Here is a 20490-nt window from a genome sequence, read left to right on the forward strand (position 1 = left end):
TGAAATAGGATGGATTAAGGAGGTGTACGTTCATGAAGGGATATACGATATACAGAGACTCAGCGGAAGCGGATCGTAAGCGTAGTCGTGCAGGTGCTACGCGGTATACACGCAGTGAGCTAGAGGAAATGACGACGTTTCAAATGAGAAACATCTGTTACAAGGAACGTCTGATCGACGGACTAATGCAGCGATTGGATCGGGAAGCCTTGATTTCGGTCATTTTGAAATATTTGAGTGCAGAGGAGCATTTATTTATTGAGCGTCCTTGTGAGGGGGGCATGGATCGGCTTCGCTATGCATTGTCTAGGTATGGAAACGTGCCTCTACAGGGCAATGGTGGAATTACTGTGCCTGCTCGCCTGCTCGTTTACCAAGGGCTTGCGATTGATGAACGGGATGGTTATGCTGTTGCGTCTAGTCAAGGTCTGGTTGACTCCAATGTGCTACTTGTGAATGAACAGCAGGAGTTGTGCGGAATTTTTAACCTTCGTAAGCATATCTTTGGGGCTGGATTTTATTTATCAGCATCCTCAGATAGCGAATGGGTGATTACACCTAATCGTCAATATAGCTTGTTGTTTTTCCGTAAGCGTGATTCTGAATATCTGTACAACACCTATTATCAGGATTATGTTATGCCACCTGTTCACCTTCAATTTTATAAAATTCCGCTGGCAGAGCTGGAAATTAGAGAACTAGCACCAACAGATGCAGTTCTGGCGATTGACTTCGGTACGTCCAATACGACGGTGGGGTCTTTTTTGGTTGATACGGAAGAAATCCAGTTCGTGAAATTTCCAGATCCTACGTATAAGGAGCTTCAGTGGATTGAGTCTATTCCAACCGCACTTTGTGTAGCGGACTGCGCCAACCCAGAGCATATGGTGTACAAATTCGGTTATGATGCACTTCTGTATGCTCGTCGTAGCAGCTATAGCAGTAGGGCAAGTCTTTTTCAAGGTATGAAAAGATGGGTTAGCGATTATACCCGCCTAGTTGAGGTTATGGATGCAGAGGGCAATACCACGCACGTATCTCGCAGCGATCTGCTAGGGGCGTATTTAAAATACATTATTAGCATGGCAGAGCACCAGTTCAAGTGTAGATTTAAGCGTCTGCATTTCTCCTCTCCTGTGAAGATGAAGAAGCCTTTTCTTACCATGTTCGCCGCGATCTTGCCCCAATATGAGATTGAACAAGACGATGCACTAGATGAAGGGATGGCAGTACTGTACAACACGATTGCAGATGGGCTAGAGCAAGGGAGCTTCATGGAGGGACAGGAATACAAAGCGTTAGTCATTGATTGCGGCGGTGGAACCACCGATTTATCCTCGTGTAGCTTCACGGTTGAGGATGGACACATGTCTTATAAAATCGATATTCAAACGACGTATGAAAATGGAGATACCCACTTTGGGGGGCAAAACATTACTTATCGGATTATGCAATTTATGAAAATTGTATTTGCAGACTATTATCGCCATGGCAAGCGTGGTGTGACAGATATTGATACCTTGATTGACATTCCTAGTAATGATTTATTTCGCGAAATTGATGTGCATGGATTAGCAGGTGTGTATGTCAAGCTGGATGATTATTATGAACAAGCTGAAAAGGTGATTCCAACGGCATTTGCTTTATTCGAAAACCGACCTCGAGATGAATATTTGCGTGTTCGTGGCAATTTTCATTTTCTGTGGGAGATTGCAGAGGAGATGAAGGAGCAGTTTTTCCGTAAAACCGGGATACTCCGGAATCGCTTCTACTCGGAGGTAGATGATACCCGTGATAATGACTTACAGATTACGACCATGGATCGCTGGTTCCTCTCCGTATTTCGTAATGGGGAGCTGAAGGATGAATATGAGTTCCCAGATGTCGTGTTCAATATTAAAGAAATTACACAGCTGATCAAAGGTGATATTTATGATGTCGTTCGTAAATTTCTCGATGACTTCTATAACACAGGCAGACTAAGCGAATACTCGATTATTAAGCTAACTGGACAATCGTGCAGAATCGATGTGTTTCGTGAAGCCTTGAAGGAGTTTGTCCCGGGACGAAGCATTGAATTTCGCCAGAAGCCGATCGAGGGACGTGTACCCGAGCTGAAGCTTGCTTGTCTGCGTGGGGCAATTAGGTATTTAAATGCGCGGAAGTCGGGTGTGATCGAAGCGAAAATTACAAATCAAGCGGCGGTCATCCCGTATTCGGTTACAGCATACACACATAATGGACGTGAAGTAGGCTTGATTCAGCATCTTAATCGTAGTGATGGCGCACCTGGTGCCATATCCAGACCATCTGAGGTTGCAGAGGTAGAGCTGTTTTTACGTGGCAGTGATGGAGCGGTTCGTCAGAAATATAAATATATAAATCAGCCTAAACAGTATACTGCGATGCTCTATGAGGAGATTGCCAAGCGGCTAGACGGACGTATTCCTCAGGATGATACAGATTCCATTATGAATGGTGAAACGAAATTTTTCGTCTTCGCAGATCACGAGGCTTGGGGCTTTCAAGTATTCCCGATTGCCAGACAAGCCGAACAACTGTATGTCGGTGAGCAGGTATTATTTCCATTTGAGAACGATATGTCGGAGTTGGACTTTTTTGATGGGATGAAATAGGGGAGGGAGACTATGTTTATCAATGTAAGTCCAAAGTTCGAGAGAGGACGAATTCTCAAAACTGCCATGCTAGAAAGCTTGCGAGATTTCCCTCGTGATCTTGCTAATATTACGTATCAAGGCTATAGCAATGGCATCATTACAGGTGTGGACATCAGTGTAAAGGAAGACGTCCTCATCGTACATCCAGGCATCATTAAACATGATGGCACATTGTACATGCTCAAGGAGCAAGTTCAAGTGCCCTATGAGGCGACAGGTCGTCTTTCTGTTCTAAAGGTTGCTATTAAACCTGTTGCATCCTCGGCAGATTATGAGCAGGCTATGGGTGAGGTTATATTAAACGAATCTATCTGTTCAGACCAAGAAATTGAGCTTGCTAGATTCAAGCTAAAAGCAGGAGCAATTCTCCGTTCAGCTTATTTAAACTTTGCAGATATGGCGACAGAATACAATACGCTCAATTTTATTTATACGATGTACGCAGGTCAAGAGAAGCCAACGTTGTCTCCTAAAATATGCCGCGCATTTGCACGAGAATTGCTAGATTCAGGCGTGGAAAATCCACTAGATCAGAACTTTGCATTCCTGTGCCTGAACCAGGAACGTATGGAGCATGAAGTCATCCAGCGCTACCTAGTCCTTCGCTTTGGAATACAGGTGCGGGAGATGGATCATGCAAAACTACACCAGCTATTGGTGCGTGTTCTCACTGAGGATGGAGGTCGAAGCATTCATCCAAGTGGGTCAAGACCGGGATTAAATCGAATGGTTGTAGATTAAGTTTTACAAAATAAGCTGTAGCTGTATAGGGCAGCGAACAAGTGAGGATGAGAAGAAATGTCTTATCAGACCGTTACGTATGAAAAGTTAAAAATTGCCCCTTTTGAAATGACTTTACATGAACTTAAGCTAGAAAAGAAAATTCAAGACCATGCTCGTCTCTACTTTACTGGGCGGATTGCACCAGAGCTAGAAGAGAAGTATGTGAAAATGGCAAGCAATCAGCTTCCGATTGAAATGTATTATTACGATGCTAAAGGCACGACACATACGCTATTTCACGGCATCATTTTGAAGCTACATGTGAAGGTGGATAAGGAGGCGTATTGGCTAGAGGCGGAGGCAGTGTCGCATACGTATGCGTTAGATATTAAGCCTCAGCACCGAGCATTCCAAGATGCGGGAAGAAGTATTCTCTCGGTTATGAAGCACATTTGTAAGTCCTATTTAGGGGCGAGTGTACTCAATTCCTTTACTGAGGAGAAGAAGCTTGGTGCATTCACATTACAGTATCAAGAGACAGACTGGGAATTTTTCAAACGACTGGCTTCACATTACAACGCGCCATTAATGCCAGCAGTGACGCAAAACCACATTGGGGTGTATGTGGGGATTCCTCACCATCAAGATGGTGGAGAACTGAAGGCAACACATTATCGTGTGTACAAGGATATTTTAACCTATAAAAGCTTAGTAGAGGGCACAGGTGCGAAGCTAAATGAGCAAGACTTCATCTGCTATGAGGTTGTAACCGATCAGGTTTTTGAGCTAGGGGATAAGGTGAAATTTAAAGGTAAAGCGTTGTATGTCCTTAATGTCGTGACAGAAATGAAAAAAGGGGTGCTAACCCATACCTACACCCTGCGCTCCAAAGCCTCTGCGTACCAACAAAAAATGGTGAACAAACGTATTATTGGCGCTTCGATTCAAGGGAAGGTTGCACAGGTGGTACGTGATGAGGTCAAGGTTTCACTAGAATATGACCAGGAGTGGAGCAAAAGCACAGCGTATCTGTTCCCATATTCCACCATGTATGCCTCTGAGGATCAGACAGGCTGGTATTGTATGCCAGAGCTTGGCGACGATGTGCGCATTTATTTCCCAGGTCCGCAGGAAGCGGAAGGGATTGCGTTAAGTACGGTGCGGAAGAAGCTACCTGCGCAGGCGACTGGAGCCGGTGGAGGGCAAGCAACGGGTGGTTCAGGTGGAAACGGCAGTACAAGTGGAGGGAATACCACGGTCGTGACCAATACCCAAACGGTGACCAATACCGTGGTGAAGACAGAGCAGCTACAGCCGATTGTCCATTATGATAAGGATTTAAAAGAGGATCTTATGGCCAATCCTAACACGAAGTTTATTATGACTCCGCATGGGCAGCGGATTATGTTCGAGGAAGATAAGATTACAATTTTAGGAGCCAAAAATGGAGCCTCGATTATCCTTACGAATTCAGGGGATATCATCTTGAATAGCAGCAATAAGATTACATTACAGGCGGGCAGTCAATTAGAGATGTCAGCTAATAGTATTGTGATGGTTAGTAATAAGATCGAAATGTCTACCAAGGACGGCTATGGCGGAATGAGTATTTCTGAGGGACAGGTCATTGTAAATGGGGTAGAAGTCCTCATGGATAAATAGACAAGTAAATAAGTAGAGGTGGTAAATTTGCTGAGTACAGAAATGTGGGAGAATTTTGTTTTAAATGAGGTGCTAGTGTTTCGAAAAGGGCAACTTCATGCACTACATGAATACTTTGTTCAGCATAAAGATGAGCTTGCACTTGAGATTGCAGCATGGTGTGAGCCTATATGGGAGTATATTTTACACCTTCAGCAAGAGGAGCAGTTAAAAAGACTGGACAATATCGGGATTTCACTTATGAGAACAAGTCTATTGTCTGGTTCATGGAGCTACATCATAGAGCTAAACGTGACACCAGAGTCAGCAGAGCAAAGTACGACATTTTGTTATGAAGCATCTTGGATTAGAAAGTACTGGAATGACTGGATTTTGCAATGTGAGCAAGCCCGTAGAGCTTATATGGGTAAGATGCCAGAGTTGTTATTAGAGCAACTGATTGCCGCACAGGTATATCCATTTCATGTCTATATGGTTCACGCCATGCGGTATGCTATGGACACAATTAGAAAACAAACTTCGTTTAAAGCCCTGAATCAAGGAAGAGAGTTTGAAATCAGAGTAGGAGAATACAGAAACAAAGAAATTAGTGAATCTGTATATCGATACAAACAGCAGCTTCGTTCCTCGGATTCTTGTAAAGGGTGGTTAGAAAGTCGGATTCCAGACGAGTACATTTACGAACATATTGCAGATGTGGATCTGACTAGTGCACAGTTTAATGAGTTATCGCTGAATAATACTCGTTTTGAGAGAGTGAACTTATCTCATAGCCTGCTTCGAGGGTGTTTATTATTAGACACACAATTCGAAGAATGCCAGCTAATAGAGGCAGATTTGGAAGAAAGTAAGATCATTGATGCTAATTTTAGCTACTGCAAGCTGCAAGGGGCTTCCTTTAATTACTGCGAGGGTGGGAGCCATATAGAAAGTGAAAAGTATGGAATATTTCTTGGTATTCATGGTGTGAACTTCAAGTATGCGGATTTAAGGGGTGCTACATTTAGATATGCACGTATTGCAGGTGATTTTAGGTATGCACAATTAGCTGGAGTTGACCTCACTGGTGCAGACCTACGTGGGAGCAAGATGTTAATTGCAGACCGAGACCAAATAAAACTAACACAAGTACAACAAGACAGCATTGAATGGGTTGGAAGGGAGTAGCAAGAAATAGATAGGGGGATCGTAGATGGAATATTTCAAATTAGGCCTAGACCCACGTATAGAAAGTATGGGGGGGAATTTAAAGTTGCCTGCACACCTAATTCAAAGTTATGACAAGACAGAAAATGGTGAGGTAGTAACGATCCAGAACGAGGAACTGTTCCGCTATCCTTGTCTAATCGAACAACCTGTATTACTAGTATCTGATCAAATTAGGCGTGTTCTTTGTGAATGTATACCTGAGTTGGAATATAAAATCATTACGATTTTCAATGCCAAGCAAGGGACAAGACAGGAATATGCTTATTGTCAATTTCAGCAAGTTCTCGGGGGAATTATTAAGCAAGAGGATACTCTGCTTGTTCAGCTCCATGAACATCATTCACAGCTTCCAAATTTATTGTGTGTAAAGCATTATCATCAGTCCATCTTGATTAGCAACTTAGATGTAGCAGAGCGCCTACTTAAAGTGCAAATATTTGGTTTACATATTGAGAAAGTCCACCTGGAGGAGGGAATTAACAATGATGGTACCACCAAATGAAACATTTTTAAAAACGGAAACGATTGCGAAGCTAAGAGCCGCATTAGATGAAAGGGAGACGTTTGTTGCTCGTGGTGCATTTATGTATTGCAGTATGGGAACACATGAGGAAAGGTTAAACCGACCAGCCTCTAAGGGTGTTTTTGTAAATAGGAATGAATTAATGACAGTTAGTGATTGCCAGGTTTCTTCGTCTGAGCAGTATTCTGATACGTACAATCATCTCAAAAATGAGATGGATGGCAATCTATATTCATTTGGCTTTTGTCGCAGTGAAAATCATGCAGAAGAGGGAAAGCGAGTAGATATGTCCTCTTGGATTCAGGATGTAGATCCCAATACACTGAGTTCGATCTCCGGTAAAGAAATATACCCTTGTGCACCTAAATTAATGGCAGCAGCTTCTATGATGAAAATAACACCACTTCCAACCCCAGAGTCCTTGCTTTCAATTATTAATTTGCTTAAACCTCAACTAGCCCCATTACCACAATGGGAACCGGGTCATCCTAAAGTTACGATTGAAGGAGTTCCTGCGTTGACTACTAATGCTTGTTTACATTGTAAATGGGGAGGTACGATTCGTTTTCTTACAAATGGCATGGAAGAGATGCCAGACGATCTAAAGTGGGGTGATCTCAATTACTAATTCATTCCAAGGCGACGGGTTTGAATTAGACTTTCCATTCTCCATTCATGCAGTACGCAGTTTTACAATAGATCGAACCTTCAATGCACATACAACATGTACACTTGCGCTCGTCATGTCTGAGGAAGATGCACAGCAACTGATGGAAAAGGGAAGTTTTATTCATACCATCCAGATTCGTCATAATAATAAAGACAAGACACAGTATTGGTTTAGTGGAGGCATTGCAGCGGTAGATATTGATATGGAGGATGGTATTTCTCATGTCAAAGTAACAGGGATATCGCGTTCTCATCAGATGGATGTAGAGCGAAGAAGTCGATCTTTTCAAAATAAACAAACGACGTATTCCTCATTGATTGAACAGTTAGCGAAGTCCTACTCCCAAGGTGCAGCTCGCAACGAAGCGACACATCCAAGTGCCGTGATTGGTGAGCTAGTTGTGCAATATCAGGAGACAGACTGGCAGTTCATGAAGCGACTAGCTTCTAGAGTGGGTACGATGATTTTACCCGATATCACCATGGATGCCCCACGGATTTATTTTGGCGTGCCTGACTTTTCTTGGGGCGAAAAAATGGAGGCCTATTACTATCGTTATGTGAACGATCATGCTAAATATCTTGATTATGCTGCGCATACAGAAGAAAGTACTAGTGCAATCCATCCTACTGATGTTGCTCACTATGAGGTGAAGTCGAATAACTATCATGAGGTAGGGAGCAATGTCACTTTTAAAGGTAAGTCTTGGGTAGTGACTAGCGCTCAAATCACTTATGAACAAGGAATGCTTAGTTATCAGCATGTACTTGTAGATCGGAGCGCATTTCAGCGTAAGTCCAAGATGAATCAACGTATCCAAGGCGTATCGTTAGAAGGAAAAGTGGTCCAAAGAGCGAATAATATGGTGCAGGTTCATCTGGATATTGATAATGGCTTTGATGAGCAGAGCAATTGGTGGTTCCCCTATTCACCAGATGGCAATAACATGGTGCATGCGATGCCAGAGGAAGGTGCACGGATCAAGGTTTATTTTCCGAATGGCACAGAAAAGGGGGCAATGGCAGTGAACTCTTCTCGTGGAAAACATGAGGAGATGAAGGGCAGAACGGTCTTCCAGAAGCCATCTACGAAGGTCTTCCATATGCCAGGGGCGGCGAAGATGGAGCTAGGAGAAGATGGAGTATTATTTGAAAAGAATACAGTTCGGATGCGGCTAGATCAAGCAAATATATTAGTGGAATCCGACGGTGTGCTCTATGTACATGCAGAGAACACAATGGAGATGGGTAATTCAAACTCTATGTCGAAACGGATTCGAATGTCGGCAGTAGAGTATATCCAATTTCAAACCCAGAGTGGAAACAGTGCCATGAAGATATGGGACAATCAAGTGGGTATACAGAGTGACAAGGTGAATTTCCATAAGGTTGAAATGAGCCTGCTTGATATGCTGAATGAAGAAGATTTAAAAGAGATGTATATTGATAGTGAAGCGTCTATTGAAGAAATGAATCTGCTTTCAACAAAGACATATGGATTTACTCATCCAGGTTCAATATCAGATAAAGAGAGTGCAGGAATTAGAGAAGGAGTAAGGGAGAGAGTAGGTAAAGATCCTAATGCAAGTGCAAAAGCTCGGGCACGGGTAGAAGAATGGAAACCAGATTTAATAGAGCAGAGGCATAAGGAGTATCTCTATCGTACTCGAAAAGAGGAAGCACAACGAGCGGAGCAACAGTCAGGGACAGGCACAGTTGTACTCGGCGCAGCAGCTGCACAAAGTCAAAGCAGTGGGCATCAGGAAAGTGTTGGCTCTCAAGGGAGTACAAGTAGATATATAAGTAGTAAAGTAAGTAAAGCAGGAAACTACCTAGGAAAGCTCATGGATATGTCTAGAGCAGGGATTGAGGGTAAAAGCGGACTCGAAAACCTAGCGGGAGCCATTCTTAATGACATGCAGCTACAGAAGGAACTATCAGCAAAACCAGATTATTATACAAAGCAGTTGGATGATGGGGGTAAATATTATGCAAGGTACACCTTTTTACAATTCCAAGTTGCCCCGTTAATGTTCTGGAGTGATCTACAAATAGCAGCGGGTTTGCTAGGATTAGTGTTAGCCCCATTCTCATTAGGAGGATCGCTAACATTAACAGTATTAGCGGTAGCAGATATAGGTTTATCTGTGGCAGATATTGTGATTGCATCGAAAAAGAAAAATGATCTCATGGAAGGGAAGCTCGAAACAGATCCGACATTTTTAGGGATGAATCAGAGTGTCGTGAATATATTGGGACTTGCCTCGTTTGCAGCTACAATTGGGGTCTCGCTATGGAAGGCTGCTAATGTAGGGGCAGACGCACGAAGGGTTAAGGCATTAGTAGAGATGGATCGGATAGAAGATGCGAAGCGACTAGAGCAAGCTGCAATACGTAAACGAGTGGAAGGAAATATTGCCGAGAGTGAGGCAGTGAGAGAGGCTAGGAAGAGTTCAGGATGGAAGGATTATGTAAACGGTCTTCCTAGTAAAGGAAATAAAGTTTACTATATAGATAGTGTAAAGAACTTAAAAAACTCAGCAGACTCTGATATTTTGAAACTTTTAGAAAAAAATGAAATATTTAAATTTAGAAATGGCGATGAAATTAAATCATCAGATATAAGGAAATTATTAACCACGACTAATAATAGTGATAAAAGTGGAATAAGAAATTTTACACCACTAGAGGCCTTCAATGAGGCAAGAATCCGTAAACTTTATAAAAATGAAACTTCTTATAAAGAAATTATTGCATCAAGTTCAGAAACTTTTAAGAATAACGTGGAAAAAGTTTTAACAAGGAAACAAAAAAGAGGTGGTAACATAGGAAGAGCGGAAATAAAAATTGAAGGTGTTCAGAGTGAAATGAATGCGTTTAGTAAATGGCAATCTGCTGAAGATATAAACCTAAACACAATAGAACGAGAGAAGTTTATAAGGGATAATAATTTAGTATTTGAAACAAACTCTAGAAGTCCCTTAGAAACTTTAGACGATTCTATTAAGAGACCTGGAAGTAAGGATACTGAAGCAAAAATACTAGAGGAAATAAGAAAACAACTAGGTAGTAGAAACAACGCTAAAGGTACAATAGAATTGTTTACTGAAAAAAGTGTTTGTTCTAGCTGTCAACATGTTATTTTTCAATTTTTAGAGGATTTTCCTAATATTAATATAAATATATATTATAATAATCCCCTATAATTATAAAATTGTATTAAAAAGGATGGTCAAACATGTATAAAGAGTATTTAGTATATTATGATTGTCAGTATATTCTAGTTGAACAAATATATGAATTTTTAAAACTAATAGGTATTTACTTAGATGCTACAAGTTTTATTGAAGAGTATGAAGAAAAACTTTTCCCTGATGATTCTCAAGATGAAAAGATATATATTTTTCTAAATGAAAAAACACAAGAATTGTTGTATATTGACACATATATTCATCCTTCCGACACACTAGGAATGTATGGAATAGGATTTAGATGTAAAAAGGAGAATTTTAGTAGAATTTTTGAAGCGTTCAAATTAGTTTTTGAAAGATATAATGAACGAGATGCAATTCATACAGAACTAAAAGATAACTGTTTGTATAATATTTGTCAAAGAGAATATCTTAATGAAGATGAAGTGCCTGGTGTATATAGGCTAAAACCTGTTGCGGTGGAGATGGTTTTGAAATAAAAGTTATAAATTAATTTTAATATACTAAAAGCTTACTCTGTTTAATAGAGGTAAGCTTTTTTTGATAATTTAATAAAGTAGAATAAAAGCTTGCTCTGAAGCATACTTAAGTTGAAAAAAGCACTATATTTAGGGTAGGGATTGAGGGCGAAAGTAGGCTAGAAAACCTAGCTGGAGCCATCCTTAATGAAATGCAACTACAAGAGGAACTCTTAGCAAAACCAAATTTTACTAAGCAATTGGATGTATCCTGGTAAGTTGAAGATCATTATGGTTATGATGATATAATAGCTTCAACACTAACATCAACTCAAAGACAAATAATTTTTGAGTATCAATTTTTAGGTTGGCTTCCTGAAAATGAAAAGAATAAATTATTTGTAGAGAACTACTTTAATACTCAGGATTAATAAATTAGCAGAATTACATAATTAAGACAAACTTTTGGGAGATTTTCTCCATAAATTAAGAATATCCAGTGTTGAATGTATCACATTCAAACATTGAGAGATAAAATATAACTTAGAATTACAGTACAAGCAAAGACCTATTTCACTCTGAATGATAAATGAGATAAGTCTTTTTCACAATCACGAAGCATATCAACGACTATCGAACGGCTGCACTTCACAACCCTGATCAGATTCCAGGTGGATATGCATCTAAAGTAGATGATATGGGGGATAAAAGAATAAATTCATCTATTGGATCTCAGTGGAAAACAAATATTAAGGAGTTAGATAAGAGAATTCGAGATTTATATAAAAATATGACTGTTGAACAAAGAAAAACAACTTATTTAAATATCAAGTTATTAGAATAAAATATGTTATGGAGGGATTAGATTGAGTATATTTAGTGATTTTAATCCCGAAAATCAAATTCCTAAAGAAACCATTGGGAAGTATAGTGGTCGTGTTCCTGATGAAATAATAGAGGTTTGGAAGGAATATGGTGCAGGAAGTTTATAAAAGGATATCTTAAAGTTATAAATCCAGATGATTTTACAGAAATCTTAGAAGATAGCTATGTGCGAAGTCAGGTAGCAATTCCTGTATTTACAACGGCATTAGGTGATATTTTAGTATGGGAAGATGGATATATAACAATTTTAAAATTTAGAAAGAGTGAAGTAGACATTGTCTGCAAGGGTGGTAAACATTTCTTCAATAATTTAAATGAAAACTATTTTTTGACTAAAAAACTAGAATGGAATCCTTATCCTGAAGCAGTGATACAGTATGGTACGCCTGCATATGATGAATGTTTTGGTTATGTCCCGTTACTTGGCTTAGGTGGAACAGAGAGTGTAGAAAAATTAAAAAAAGTGAAACTGATTGAACATATCCAAATTATTACTCATTTTATGGGTATGCTTGAATATTAGCTTAGATAAAAGCCAGACTGTCTTAATTTGATGCGCTCATAATCGATGTAAGCAAAAAATGAACAGCAATGAGATTGTATTGTAGATGCTGCCTCCTTTGAGAACAAACAAGCATATGGATGGAATAAAATGATGAAAATTGATTGGCAGTTTGCTGATGAAAAAGTAAGTAGAGAACAAGTTGAGGGAGTAGCACGAGAAATAGGTGTTAGCTTTTCTTTGGATTATATAGAATGTGCAGTAATTAATCATGGTGCTAATGTAGAGCCTGAGGCTTTTAATATTAGAAATAGGGAAAAGGTTTTTGGATCTCTCCTGTCATTTGATGAATCAAGTCCAGACTATTTTTTAAAGGTTTATGAAAACTATATTGCCAACAGGAGTAATTCCCTTTGCATTTGATCCAGCAGGGAACTTAATTTGTTTTGACTATAAAAACAATGAAGGTAGCCCCGTTGTTGTGTTTTGGGAGCATGAAGGGGCTTGGGAGAAGTTTATGCTCATGCAGGAAGAGGGGTTATCAAAAGAACAAGTCGAAAATAGAGCACGAGATAATGTGTTTTTTGTAGCTAATTCATTTACTGAATGTCTGGAAAAATTACATGATTAAATAAATCAGTCTTCCAGAAAACTTCTTATAATAGTAGTGTAAGAATAAAAGGGGATTTTATGGTTAGCTTACCATAAATCAACCCTTTGATTCTTCTTGGGGCTTATTTCGCTAAATTAATTTTTATATGAGGAAAGGTAAATGGAAACTATTTTTTGATTAAAAAACTAGATTGCAATCCCTACCCCGATGCAGTAACACAGTTGGCATGCTCGCATATGATGAATGTTTTGGAGATGCTTAAATATTATCCTAGATAAAGAGGGACAGTTTTAATTTGATGACCTGGCATCCAAATGGATGATAGTAAAAAGGAATAACAATGGGACTGCATTGTAGATGACGGCTCCTTTGTGAACAAACAAGCATAGAACAGGAGAGAATACTATGGATCATTCAGCTTATAGTCAATGGGTTGAACAAAAAGTAAATGAACTATTGCATTCAAAGATTAAAAACGATAATGATTATGACATAGAAGTAATAAGAGAATATCTAATTTTTTCTCAAAATAGCAATACAGGAGAAGCCTTAATTGATTTTTTTAAAGTAAATAATAATGATGATCGTTTATGTAAAGTAGTAATTGAAATTTTATTAGATGAAAGTGAGGACTATTCAAATGATGCCAGATACGCAGCGGCTAAAATCATACCTATTTTTAATCCTAATATATTAAAAAAGTATAAGAAACAATTACTGTATGCTCAAAGTTATAAATTGAGAAGCTTGCGACCATTTTCCGACAGTAATATCCCAAGTTGGCTAGACGGAGAATCAGCAGGTGAGTAAAAACATTTTAAAAATCCTCCCTTCCTCTACATGAAATTCACCAAAATTCCGCCTAAAATACCGCACAAAACCTCGTTGCTAATTCCTGTTGTTATCCCATTCATGAGATGAATACCCGATATGTAGGAACTAGGATTTCATACCTTTAACTCCTAAATTTCCTCTCTCCCCTTGCATCCCTCACTACTATGTATTACAATATAGACAACACTATTTTGCATTGCAAGATAGCTCCTAATTGAGGTGAATGACATTGATTCCATCCCAGATGCTTAAAGGAACACTAGAGGGCTGTATTCTTAAAGTGATCAGCTTTACAGAAACGTATGGCTACGAAATCTCTCAGCAATTGCAGGCATATGGCTTTGTAGATATTTCTGAGGGAACAATTTATCCACTATTATTACGTCTTGAGAAAAATGGGTTAATCTCAGCGCAATATCGACAATCCGCAGTAGGACCTAAACGTAAATATTTTTCCATTACCCCTGCGGGAGAGGTAGAGCTGGAATTATTTTTAGGACATTGGCAGGAATTACAGCAAGCCGTTAATAATTTGTTTCAGATTGGAGGACAACAAGATGTATAAGGAAACGAAGGAGCTTAGAAAGCTGAACAACAAGCTAGATAAAAAGCTAACACCTGAAAATAACAAGGTGTTAACGGATATTATTGTTTACTTACGTGGGGCTAAAATTTCGGAATATAATCAGGAGCTTATTCGACAGGACTTACTGGAAATGGTATTGTCTGCACAAGAGCGTGGGGAGGATATCGCATCCGTCATTGGAGAGGACTATAAAAGCTTCGCTGATAATATTGTAGCAAATGTTCCAAAGCTAACCTGGAAGGATCGAATGATAGAGCTGTTGGATATTATTTTATTATCTTCCTCTATTTTAGGTCTAATATTTTTAGTAACATCTAAGGATACTTTTTCAATTGTTCGGAATTGGTTTGCAGGTGAGCCTACTAAGTACAGTATCTCTATCTCATTGGGGGCATTAATTGCTTATGGACTAATTATCATCTGTTCGATTCTTCTCATTCATTTAGTGACTAAAACGTCTTTTGATTATTCAAGCAAACGTAATATTATCAGAATTGCCCTCCTAGATGTGGTGTTTGTGGCTGTTACTGTATTGCTGGCATGGGTAGGAAGAAATACAGTTTTTACCCTTCATTTTGCTATCGTGTGTAGTTTGGTTGTCGTTTTATTTGTTTCACATAAGGTTTTGGAACGATACTGTAAATAAAGTGTTAATTAAATAAAGTCAGCATATTAAACAAAATGAATCAAGCCCACTGTGTTCAGAAATCAACATAGTTGGGCTTTTTTAGATGATTTTTAGATCATGGTCATTATGCTTTCTTGTTGAACTTATCGGTGTAGCACTGATCAAATCTTCGTTATGGGATCCACTTTTGCTACCCCTGTGCGCACAGCCGCTTCAATTACAGCCTTACGAATGTAATCAACCACATTAGGATCAAATGCATTTGGAATAATGTACTCCGCATTACGCTTCTCATCCGAAACGGCAGAGGCAATTGCCTGTGCCGCAGCGAGCTTCATTTCATCATTAATATCACTTGCGCCACAATCCAATGCAGCTCTAAAAATGCCAGGGAAGCACAACACGTTATTAATTTGGTTGGGGAAATCGGAACGTCCCGTCGCCATAATTTTTACATAAGGTGCTGCTAGGGCAGGGTCAATTTCTGGCACTGGATTGGCCATTGCAAATACGATCGGGTCTTGTGCCATTTGCTTCACATCTTCAACGGTGAGTACATTTGGTGCGGAAACACCAATGAAAATATCAGCGCCTTTAATGCAGTCAGATAAGGTTCCCTTTTCTAAATTCGGATTGCTGATGTTTGCAAATTCTGTCCAATGTGGCTGCGAATACGTCTCCAGTCGGTTAATCGCACCAGCACGATCAACACCAATTAAATTAACTGCGCCTGCCTTCAATAGCATTTTAGAGATGGAAATCCCTGCTGCGCCGCAGCCGTTTACGACAATTTTAACGTCTTCTATTTTTTTCTCTACGACTTTGAGCGCATTAAGGATACCTGCCAACACAACGATGGCTGTTCCATGCTGATCATCGTGAAAGACGGTAATATCTAATTCTTCTCTCAGTCTACGTTCAATTTCAAAGCAACGTGGAGAGGCAATATCCTCAAGATTGATCCCGCCAAATGAAGGCGCAATGGCTTTAATCGTCGCAATAATTTCCTCTGTATCCTTGGTGTCTAGACAAATCGGCACCGCATTCACATTAGCAAAACGCTTAAATAAAGCTGCTTTCCCTTCCATCACAGGCATAGCGGCTTTAGGCCCGATGTCACCAAGTCCAAGCACTGCTGTGCCGTCGCTAACAATTGCTACCGTATTTTGCTTTATGGTATATTCATATGCTTTGCTGTCATCCTCTGCAATGGCTTGGCATACTTTTGCTACGCCAGGCGTATACACCTTAGCTAAATCCTCCATCGTTTCAATGGGATGCTTTAGTGTTGTCTCCATTTTTCCGCCTAAATGCAGCTTCATGATTTCATCAATGTTGCTCATTATTGTGCCTCCTAGTTCATAGTTAGAATGTAGATTTTTCCGAATATGTATCAATCATAGATCACTTAATGTTCGTCTTTTTGAGTAATCGCTCAGTTATGCTTGATTAAAACATATTCTATCGTAAATGGAAAGTACTAATGTTCTTTTCACAGTGTAGTTTTAGCTTTCATATTCATATTTTGCATAAATTTAGAAACCCAATTATAATCGTCATGAATAGATGAATAATAAAATTCCACTTTCCCTATAAAGGAGAATGTACACATGCGGATGGTTGACCTGATTGCAAAAAAAAGAGATGGGCATGAATTAACGACAGAGGAAATTCAATTTTTTATTAAAGGATATACTGAGGATGAGATTCCAGATTATCAAGTCAGTGCCCTTGCAATGGCAATCTACTTCCAAAATATGACGGAACGAGAACGTGCCGATTTAACGATGGCGATGGCGCATTCTGGCGATATGATCGACTTATCAGCTATTGATGGCGTCAAGGTAGACAAGCATTCTACAGGGGGCGTGGGCGATACAACCACATTAGTATTAGCTCCGCTTGTTGCAGCATTGGACGTTCCTGTGGCAAAAATGTCAGGGCGTGGTCTAGGACATACAGGGGGAACCATTGATAAGCTAGAATCGATTCCAGGCTTCCATGTAGAGATCAAGACGGAGGAGTTTATTGGGCTTGTCAATGAGCATAAGCTCGCAGTTATTGGGCAATCAGGCAATTTAACCCCTGCGGATAGAAAGCTGTATGCATTACGAGACGTCACTGCAACAGTAAACTCAATTCCACTTATTGCAAGCTCGATTATGAGTAAAAAAATTGCGGCAGGTGCAGATGCGATTGTATTAGATGTAAAAACAGGCGCAGGCGCATTTATGAAAACGATTGAAGAGTCTAAGGAATTGGCACAAGCAATGGTGAACATCGGGAATCAAGTTGGTCGTAGAACGATGGCGGTGATCTCAGACATGAGTCAGCCTTTAGGACGTGCAATTGGAAATGCGCTTGAAGTGCAGGAAGCGATTGATACGCTTCGTGGAGAAGGCCCTGAGGACTTGACTGAGCTATGCCTAATCTTAGGTAGTCAGATGGTCTTATTGGCGAATAAGGCTAGCTCATTAGAAGAAGCCAAGCAATTGCTACAGGAAGCGATTACTAGCGGCAGAGCACTTGACAAGTTCAAGCAATTTATTATTAATCAAGGCGGAGATGCCTCAGTCGTAGATGATAAAGAGCGTTTACCACAGGCACAATTCATCGTTGAGGTTCCTGCCAAAACTGCTGGTTATGTGACGGAAATTGTGGCAGATGAGCTTGGTACTGCGGCAATGTGGCTTGGTGCTGGACGTGCAACGAAGGATTCTGAGATTGATCTTGCAGTCGGCTTGATGCTCGATAAAAAGGTCGGCGATCGTGTAGAGGAAGGCGAAACACTGGTTACGATTCATACAAATAAGATTGACATTGATCATGTGATTGAAAAAATATATGACAACATAAGTATTGGGGAACATGCCGAAGTACCAGTATTAATTTATGATGTGATTACAAATTAATTATATTTAGATGTGTTTCAGGAGTAGGTGCGGAGATGATAGTTCTCCTCACCTTTTTTAATTTCTAGTTAAGTTAAGCAACGAGCAGCATCCATTTACCACCGCAAAATATTTTGAAAACGCTAACATAAATTAGCAATTTATATTTAGAAAACTGTTTAATTTTGGTCAAATTTTAATATTATAAATCAACCTTCTATGACCGATATAATATACACAATTTTATAGGAGGTTTTATATGAATAATTGGCTTCTGAAACCATTTGCTGCAACGATGTCCCGACTTAAATACGCCCAAAAATTTATTTTGCTGAGTATGATTATGGTGATCCCTTTGATCGTACTGCTAGTCAGCTTATTAACTGAGCTTCAGGGCGATATTCAGACAGCCAAAAACGAAAGGACTGGAGTTAATTACATAAAATCAATTTTTCCAGTTGTTATTCAAGTTCAACAGCATCGTGAGGTTGCTGATGAATTATTAAATGGGGATACCTCCTCGAAGGCTAAGCTTGAAGAAATTGAAAAACAGGTTACAACCTTACTCACCTCTATTGATGCTGAGCAGAAGGGGACTTCGGATCAACTTCAGGTTACAGATCAATGGAAAAAGATTGAACAGGAATGGAACGAACTCAAATCCAATACAACGAAGCTTACTCAACAAAAAAGCTTTGAGGCTCATACCCAATTGATTGAAAAGCTACTTGACCTCAATCTATTTGCCGCAGACCAATCTGGACTTACCCTTGATCCTAAGATTGACTCTTATTATGTCATGGATATTATGATTAATCGTGTTCCCACTATGCTGGAGATGGCTGAGCAGTTGACTTTAGAAGGGAAACAAATTTTGGATCTGAAGCAGATGAGCGTGGAGGAAAGAACCAACCTTGCCATTCAGAGTATGCAGATTAAAGATCAATTGGAAGGCACACAAAAGGCGATGGCTAAAATTAAGGACTTTAATGTGGCGACAGCCCAGCGTGTTGAAGGTACGGCAGGTATAAGCACAACGTCAGTAGAGCAATTTCTTAAAACGGTGGATAAAGAAATTTTGAATGCAACTTCTTTCAATAAGAGTGCAACAGATTTTGAAGCTGAAGGGAAAAATAGTATTGAAGGTACACAAAAATTGTATACATTGATTGTCGAGGAGCTTGATCAACTTTTAAGTGATCGTTATGACACGTTAAATTCGAATCGTATAACTACCTTGGCCATCGTATTTGTAGCGATGCTAATTGTATTATTATTTTATCTCGGCTTCTATAGTAATGTCCGTTCAACGATTAAAACGTTACAGGTTGAGGCTAATAAGATGGCACAAGGTGATTTATCTAGTCAGTTCCAGCTAAATACAAGAGATGAGCTTAAGCATGTCGGTGAGGCATTTAACGACATGAGTGGCTCGCTTAATACATTACTGCTGCATAATCAGGAGATTTCGGAGCAGGTAGCTGCAGCTTCTGAGGAGCTGTCTGCATTAGCGGTAGAAGCAACCTCAGTAACGCAAAACATAGCTCATTCTGTAGGCTCTATTTCTGATGGCGCTAGTGTACAACAAAAGGTATCAGAGGAAAATGCTCAAGCGATGAATGAGGTGGCTACAGCCATTAACCGTATCGCGGAGACCGCAGCAGATGTATCGGATGTGGCCTCAGAGATGACAAAGGGGGCGACCCTAGGTGAGACGAAGCTACAGGAAACATTACAGCAGATGAACGGGATTCATACGGCTGTTCACCAATCTAGTGAACTGACAGTGAAGCTAAATCAACATTCGAATGAAATCGACTCTATTGTATCCGTCATTATGGAAATTTCTGCACAGACCCATCTATTAGCACTAAACGCAAATATCGAGGCCGCACGTGCGGGTGATCAGGGACGTGGCTTCATGGTGGTGGCAAATGAGGTGCGGAAGCTAGCTGAGCAGGCGAGTGAATCGGCGCAGTCTATAGCTACACTAGTTGGGAATGTACGTACGTTGCTTGGTCAGGTCACTTCATCGATGGAAGAGTCCACCAAGGTGACAGAGCAAGGGATGGCTGCAAATAAAGAAGCCGTAGAGGCGATCGGGACTGTGTTGCAATCGATTGGTCAAGTTGCCGGGCATATCCAAGAAGTATCTGCAGCAGCCGAACAAGTCTCAGCGAGCACGCAAGAGGTTACTGCGGCAATTGGAGAGATGGTTGGAATTACAAGAAATACAGCGGAGGAAGCTAGAAATGTAGCAGCAGCAACGAAGCAGCAAATGTCTTCTCTAGAAGAAGTACAATCTTCTTCCGAGATGCTCAGCTCAAGTGCTCAGCAATTACAGGATGAGCTAGGAAAATTCCATCTACGTCGTTAATAAGCTAAAATAGGTGTATATGTATCTCAGAAGGAGTTGA

At 40.0% G+C, this 20490-nt stretch carries 16 protein-coding genes and 2 pseudogenes; 17 read left to right on the forward strand and 1 reads right to left on the reverse strand.

Translation table 11 applies throughout. The annotated features are described in order from the left end of the window. Positions 1 to 32 precede the first annotated feature (32 nt). The 15 genes and pseudogenes from J2Z32_RS10215 to J2Z32_RS10285 all read left to right on the forward strand — a co-directional run bounded on the left by J2Z32_RS10215 (position 33) and on the right by J2Z32_RS10285 (position 15200). Positions 33 to 2636 (forward strand): acetate and sugar kinases/Hsc70/actin family protein, encoded by a 2604-nt coding sequence (locus J2Z32_RS10215; RefSeq protein ID WP_210089057.1) that lies wholly within the window; start codon positions 33 to 35, stop codon positions 2634 to 2636. 12 nt (positions 2637 to 2648) lie between these two features. Beyond that, positions 2649 to 3419 (forward strand): DNA and RNA helicase, encoded by a 771-nt coding sequence (locus tag J2Z32_RS10220; protein WP_210089058.1) that lies wholly within the window; start codon positions 2649 to 2651, stop codon positions 3417 to 3419. Between the two features lie 57 nt (positions 3420 to 3476). Next, complete coding sequence (locus J2Z32_RS10225; RefSeq protein WP_210089059.1) at positions 3477 to 5063, forward strand: contractile injection system protein, VgrG/Pvc8 family; 1587 nt, start codon at positions 3477 to 3479, stop codon at positions 5061 to 5063. A gap of 27 nt (positions 5064 to 5090) precedes the next feature. Further along, entirely contained in the window at positions 5091 to 6230 is a 1140-nt protein-coding gene (locus J2Z32_RS10230) for a pentapeptide repeat-containing protein (protein ID WP_210089060.1), read from the forward strand. Between the two features lie 25 nt (positions 6231 to 6255). Continuing rightward, a complete protein-coding gene (locus tag J2Z32_RS10235; RefSeq protein WP_210089061.1) occupies positions 6256 to 6774 on the forward strand; it encodes a hypothetical protein in 519 nt (172 codons plus the stop codon). Next, positions 6755 to 7423 carry a PAAR-like protein gene (locus tag J2Z32_RS10240; protein ID WP_210089062.1) on the forward strand — a complete coding sequence of 223 codons (669 nt, stop codon included), beginning with the start codon at positions 6755 to 6757 and terminating at the stop codon, positions 7421 to 7423. The genes J2Z32_RS10235 and J2Z32_RS10240 overlap by 20 nt, the downstream gene beginning before the upstream one ends. After that, positions 7407 to 10670 (forward strand): deaminase domain-containing protein, encoded by a 3264-nt coding sequence (locus J2Z32_RS10245; protein ID WP_210089063.1) that lies wholly within the window; start codon positions 7407 to 7409, stop codon positions 10668 to 10670. The genes J2Z32_RS10240 and J2Z32_RS10245 overlap by 17 nt, the downstream gene beginning before the upstream one ends. 32 nt (positions 10671 to 10702) lie before the next feature. Next, complete coding sequence (locus J2Z32_RS10250) at positions 10703 to 11155, forward strand: hypothetical protein (RefSeq protein WP_210089064.1); 453 nt, start codon at positions 10703 to 10705, stop codon at positions 11153 to 11155. A gap of 320 nt (positions 11156 to 11475) precedes the next feature. Next, positions 11476 to 11565: a hypothetical protein gene (locus J2Z32_RS10255; protein ID WP_425342996.1), complete on the forward strand. Its 90-nt coding sequence runs from the start codon at positions 11476 to 11478 to the stop codon at positions 11563 to 11565. Positions 11566 to 11756: 191 nt separating this feature from the next. Beyond that, positions 11757 to 11978: a polymorphic toxin type 15 domain-containing protein gene (locus J2Z32_RS22365; protein ID WP_342453949.1), complete on the forward strand. Its 222-nt coding sequence runs from the start codon at positions 11757 to 11759 to the stop codon at positions 11976 to 11978. A gap of 22 nt (positions 11979 to 12000) precedes the next feature. Next, positions 12001 to 12542, forward strand: a pseudogene (locus J2Z32_RS10265) (T6SS immunity protein Tdi1 domain-containing protein). Between the two features lie 129 nt (positions 12543 to 12671). Beyond that, positions 12672 to 13152: pseudogene (locus J2Z32_RS10270) on the forward strand (SMI1/KNR4 family protein). A 387-nt stretch (positions 13153 to 13539) separates the two neighbouring features. Further along, positions 13540 to 13944: a hypothetical protein gene (locus J2Z32_RS10275; RefSeq protein ID WP_210089065.1), complete on the forward strand. Its 405-nt coding sequence runs from the start codon at positions 13540 to 13542 to the stop codon at positions 13942 to 13944. A gap of 268 nt (positions 13945 to 14212) precedes the next feature. Next, positions 14213 to 14533, forward strand: a complete 321-nt coding sequence (locus J2Z32_RS10280) for a PadR family transcriptional regulator (protein WP_210089066.1) — start codon at positions 14213 to 14215, stop codon at positions 14531 to 14533. Beyond that, positions 14526 to 15200: a DUF1048 domain-containing protein gene (locus J2Z32_RS10285; RefSeq protein ID WP_210089067.1), complete on the forward strand. Its 675-nt coding sequence runs from the start codon at positions 14526 to 14528 to the stop codon at positions 15198 to 15200. Before J2Z32_RS10280 ends, J2Z32_RS10285 begins: the two co-directional genes overlap by 8 nt. A gap of 143 nt (positions 15201 to 15343) precedes the next feature. Here the strand turns inward: J2Z32_RS10285 and J2Z32_RS10290 are convergent, their stop codons facing one another. Then, a complete protein-coding gene (locus J2Z32_RS10290; protein WP_210089068.1) occupies positions 15344 to 16525 on the reverse strand; it encodes an NAD(P)-dependent malic enzyme in 1182 nt (393 codons plus the stop codon). 267 nt (positions 16526 to 16792) lie between these two features. Here J2Z32_RS10290 and J2Z32_RS10295 point away from each other — a divergent pair, with 267 nt between their 5' ends. Together J2Z32_RS10295 and J2Z32_RS10300 are read left to right on the forward strand one after the other, a co-directional pair. Continuing rightward, a complete protein-coding gene (locus J2Z32_RS10295; RefSeq protein ID WP_210089069.1) occupies positions 16793 to 18094 on the forward strand; it encodes a pyrimidine-nucleoside phosphorylase in 1302 nt (433 codons plus the stop codon). A gap of 238 nt (positions 18095 to 18332) precedes the next feature. Further along, a complete protein-coding gene (locus J2Z32_RS10300; protein WP_210089070.1) occupies positions 18333 to 20450 on the forward strand; it encodes a methyl-accepting chemotaxis protein in 2118 nt (705 codons plus the stop codon). The last annotated feature ends 40 nt before the right edge of the window (positions 20451 to 20490 follow it).

It is taken from the genome of Paenibacillus turicensis (assembly GCF_017873435.1).
Lineage (GTDB): Bacteria > Bacillota > Bacilli > Paenibacillales > Paenibacillaceae > Fontibacillus > Fontibacillus turicensis.

Bases quoted from the DNA above. Each gene is read 5' to 3' on its own strand.
- J2Z32_RS10275 (WP_210089065.1), top strand. From the start codon at position 13,540: ATGGATCATTCAGCTTATAGTCAATGGGTTGAACAAAAAGTAAATGAA.
- J2Z32_RS10300 (WP_210089070.1), top strand. From the start codon at position 18,333: ATGAATAATTGGCTTCTGAAACCATTTGCTGCAACGATGTCCCGACTT.
- J2Z32_RS10295 (WP_210089069.1), top strand. From the start codon at position 16,793: ATGCGGATGGTTGACCTGATTGCAAAAAAAAGAGATGGGCATGAATTA.
- J2Z32_RS10235 (WP_210089061.1), top strand. From the start codon at position 6,256: ATGGAATATTTCAAATTAGGCCTAGACCCACGTATAGAAAGTATGGGG.
- J2Z32_RS10215 (WP_210089057.1), top strand. From the start codon at position 33: ATGAAGGGATATACGATATACAGAGACTCAGCGGAAGCGGATCGTAAG.
- J2Z32_RS10250 (WP_210089064.1), top strand. From the start codon at position 10,703: ATGTATAAAGAGTATTTAGTATATTATGATTGTCAGTATATTCTAGTT.
- J2Z32_RS10290 (WP_210089068.1), bottom strand. From the start codon at position 16,525: ATGAGCAACATTGATGAAATCATGAAGCTGCATTTAGGCGGAAAAATG.
- J2Z32_RS10220 (WP_210089058.1), top strand. From the start codon at position 2,649: ATGTTTATCAATGTAAGTCCAAAGTTCGAGAGAGGACGAATTCTCAAA.
- J2Z32_RS10240 (WP_210089062.1), top strand. From the start codon at position 6,755: ATGATGGTACCACCAAATGAAACATTTTTAAAAACGGAAACGATTGCG.
- J2Z32_RS10225 (WP_210089059.1), top strand. From the start codon at position 3,477: ATGTCTTATCAGACCGTTACGTATGAAAAGTTAAAAATTGCCCCTTTT.
- J2Z32_RS10280 (WP_210089066.1), top strand. From the start codon at position 14,213: ATGCTTAAAGGAACACTAGAGGGCTGTATTCTTAAAGTGATCAGCTTT.
- J2Z32_RS10285 (WP_210089067.1), top strand. From the start codon at position 14,526: ATGTATAAGGAAACGAAGGAGCTTAGAAAGCTGAACAACAAGCTAGAT.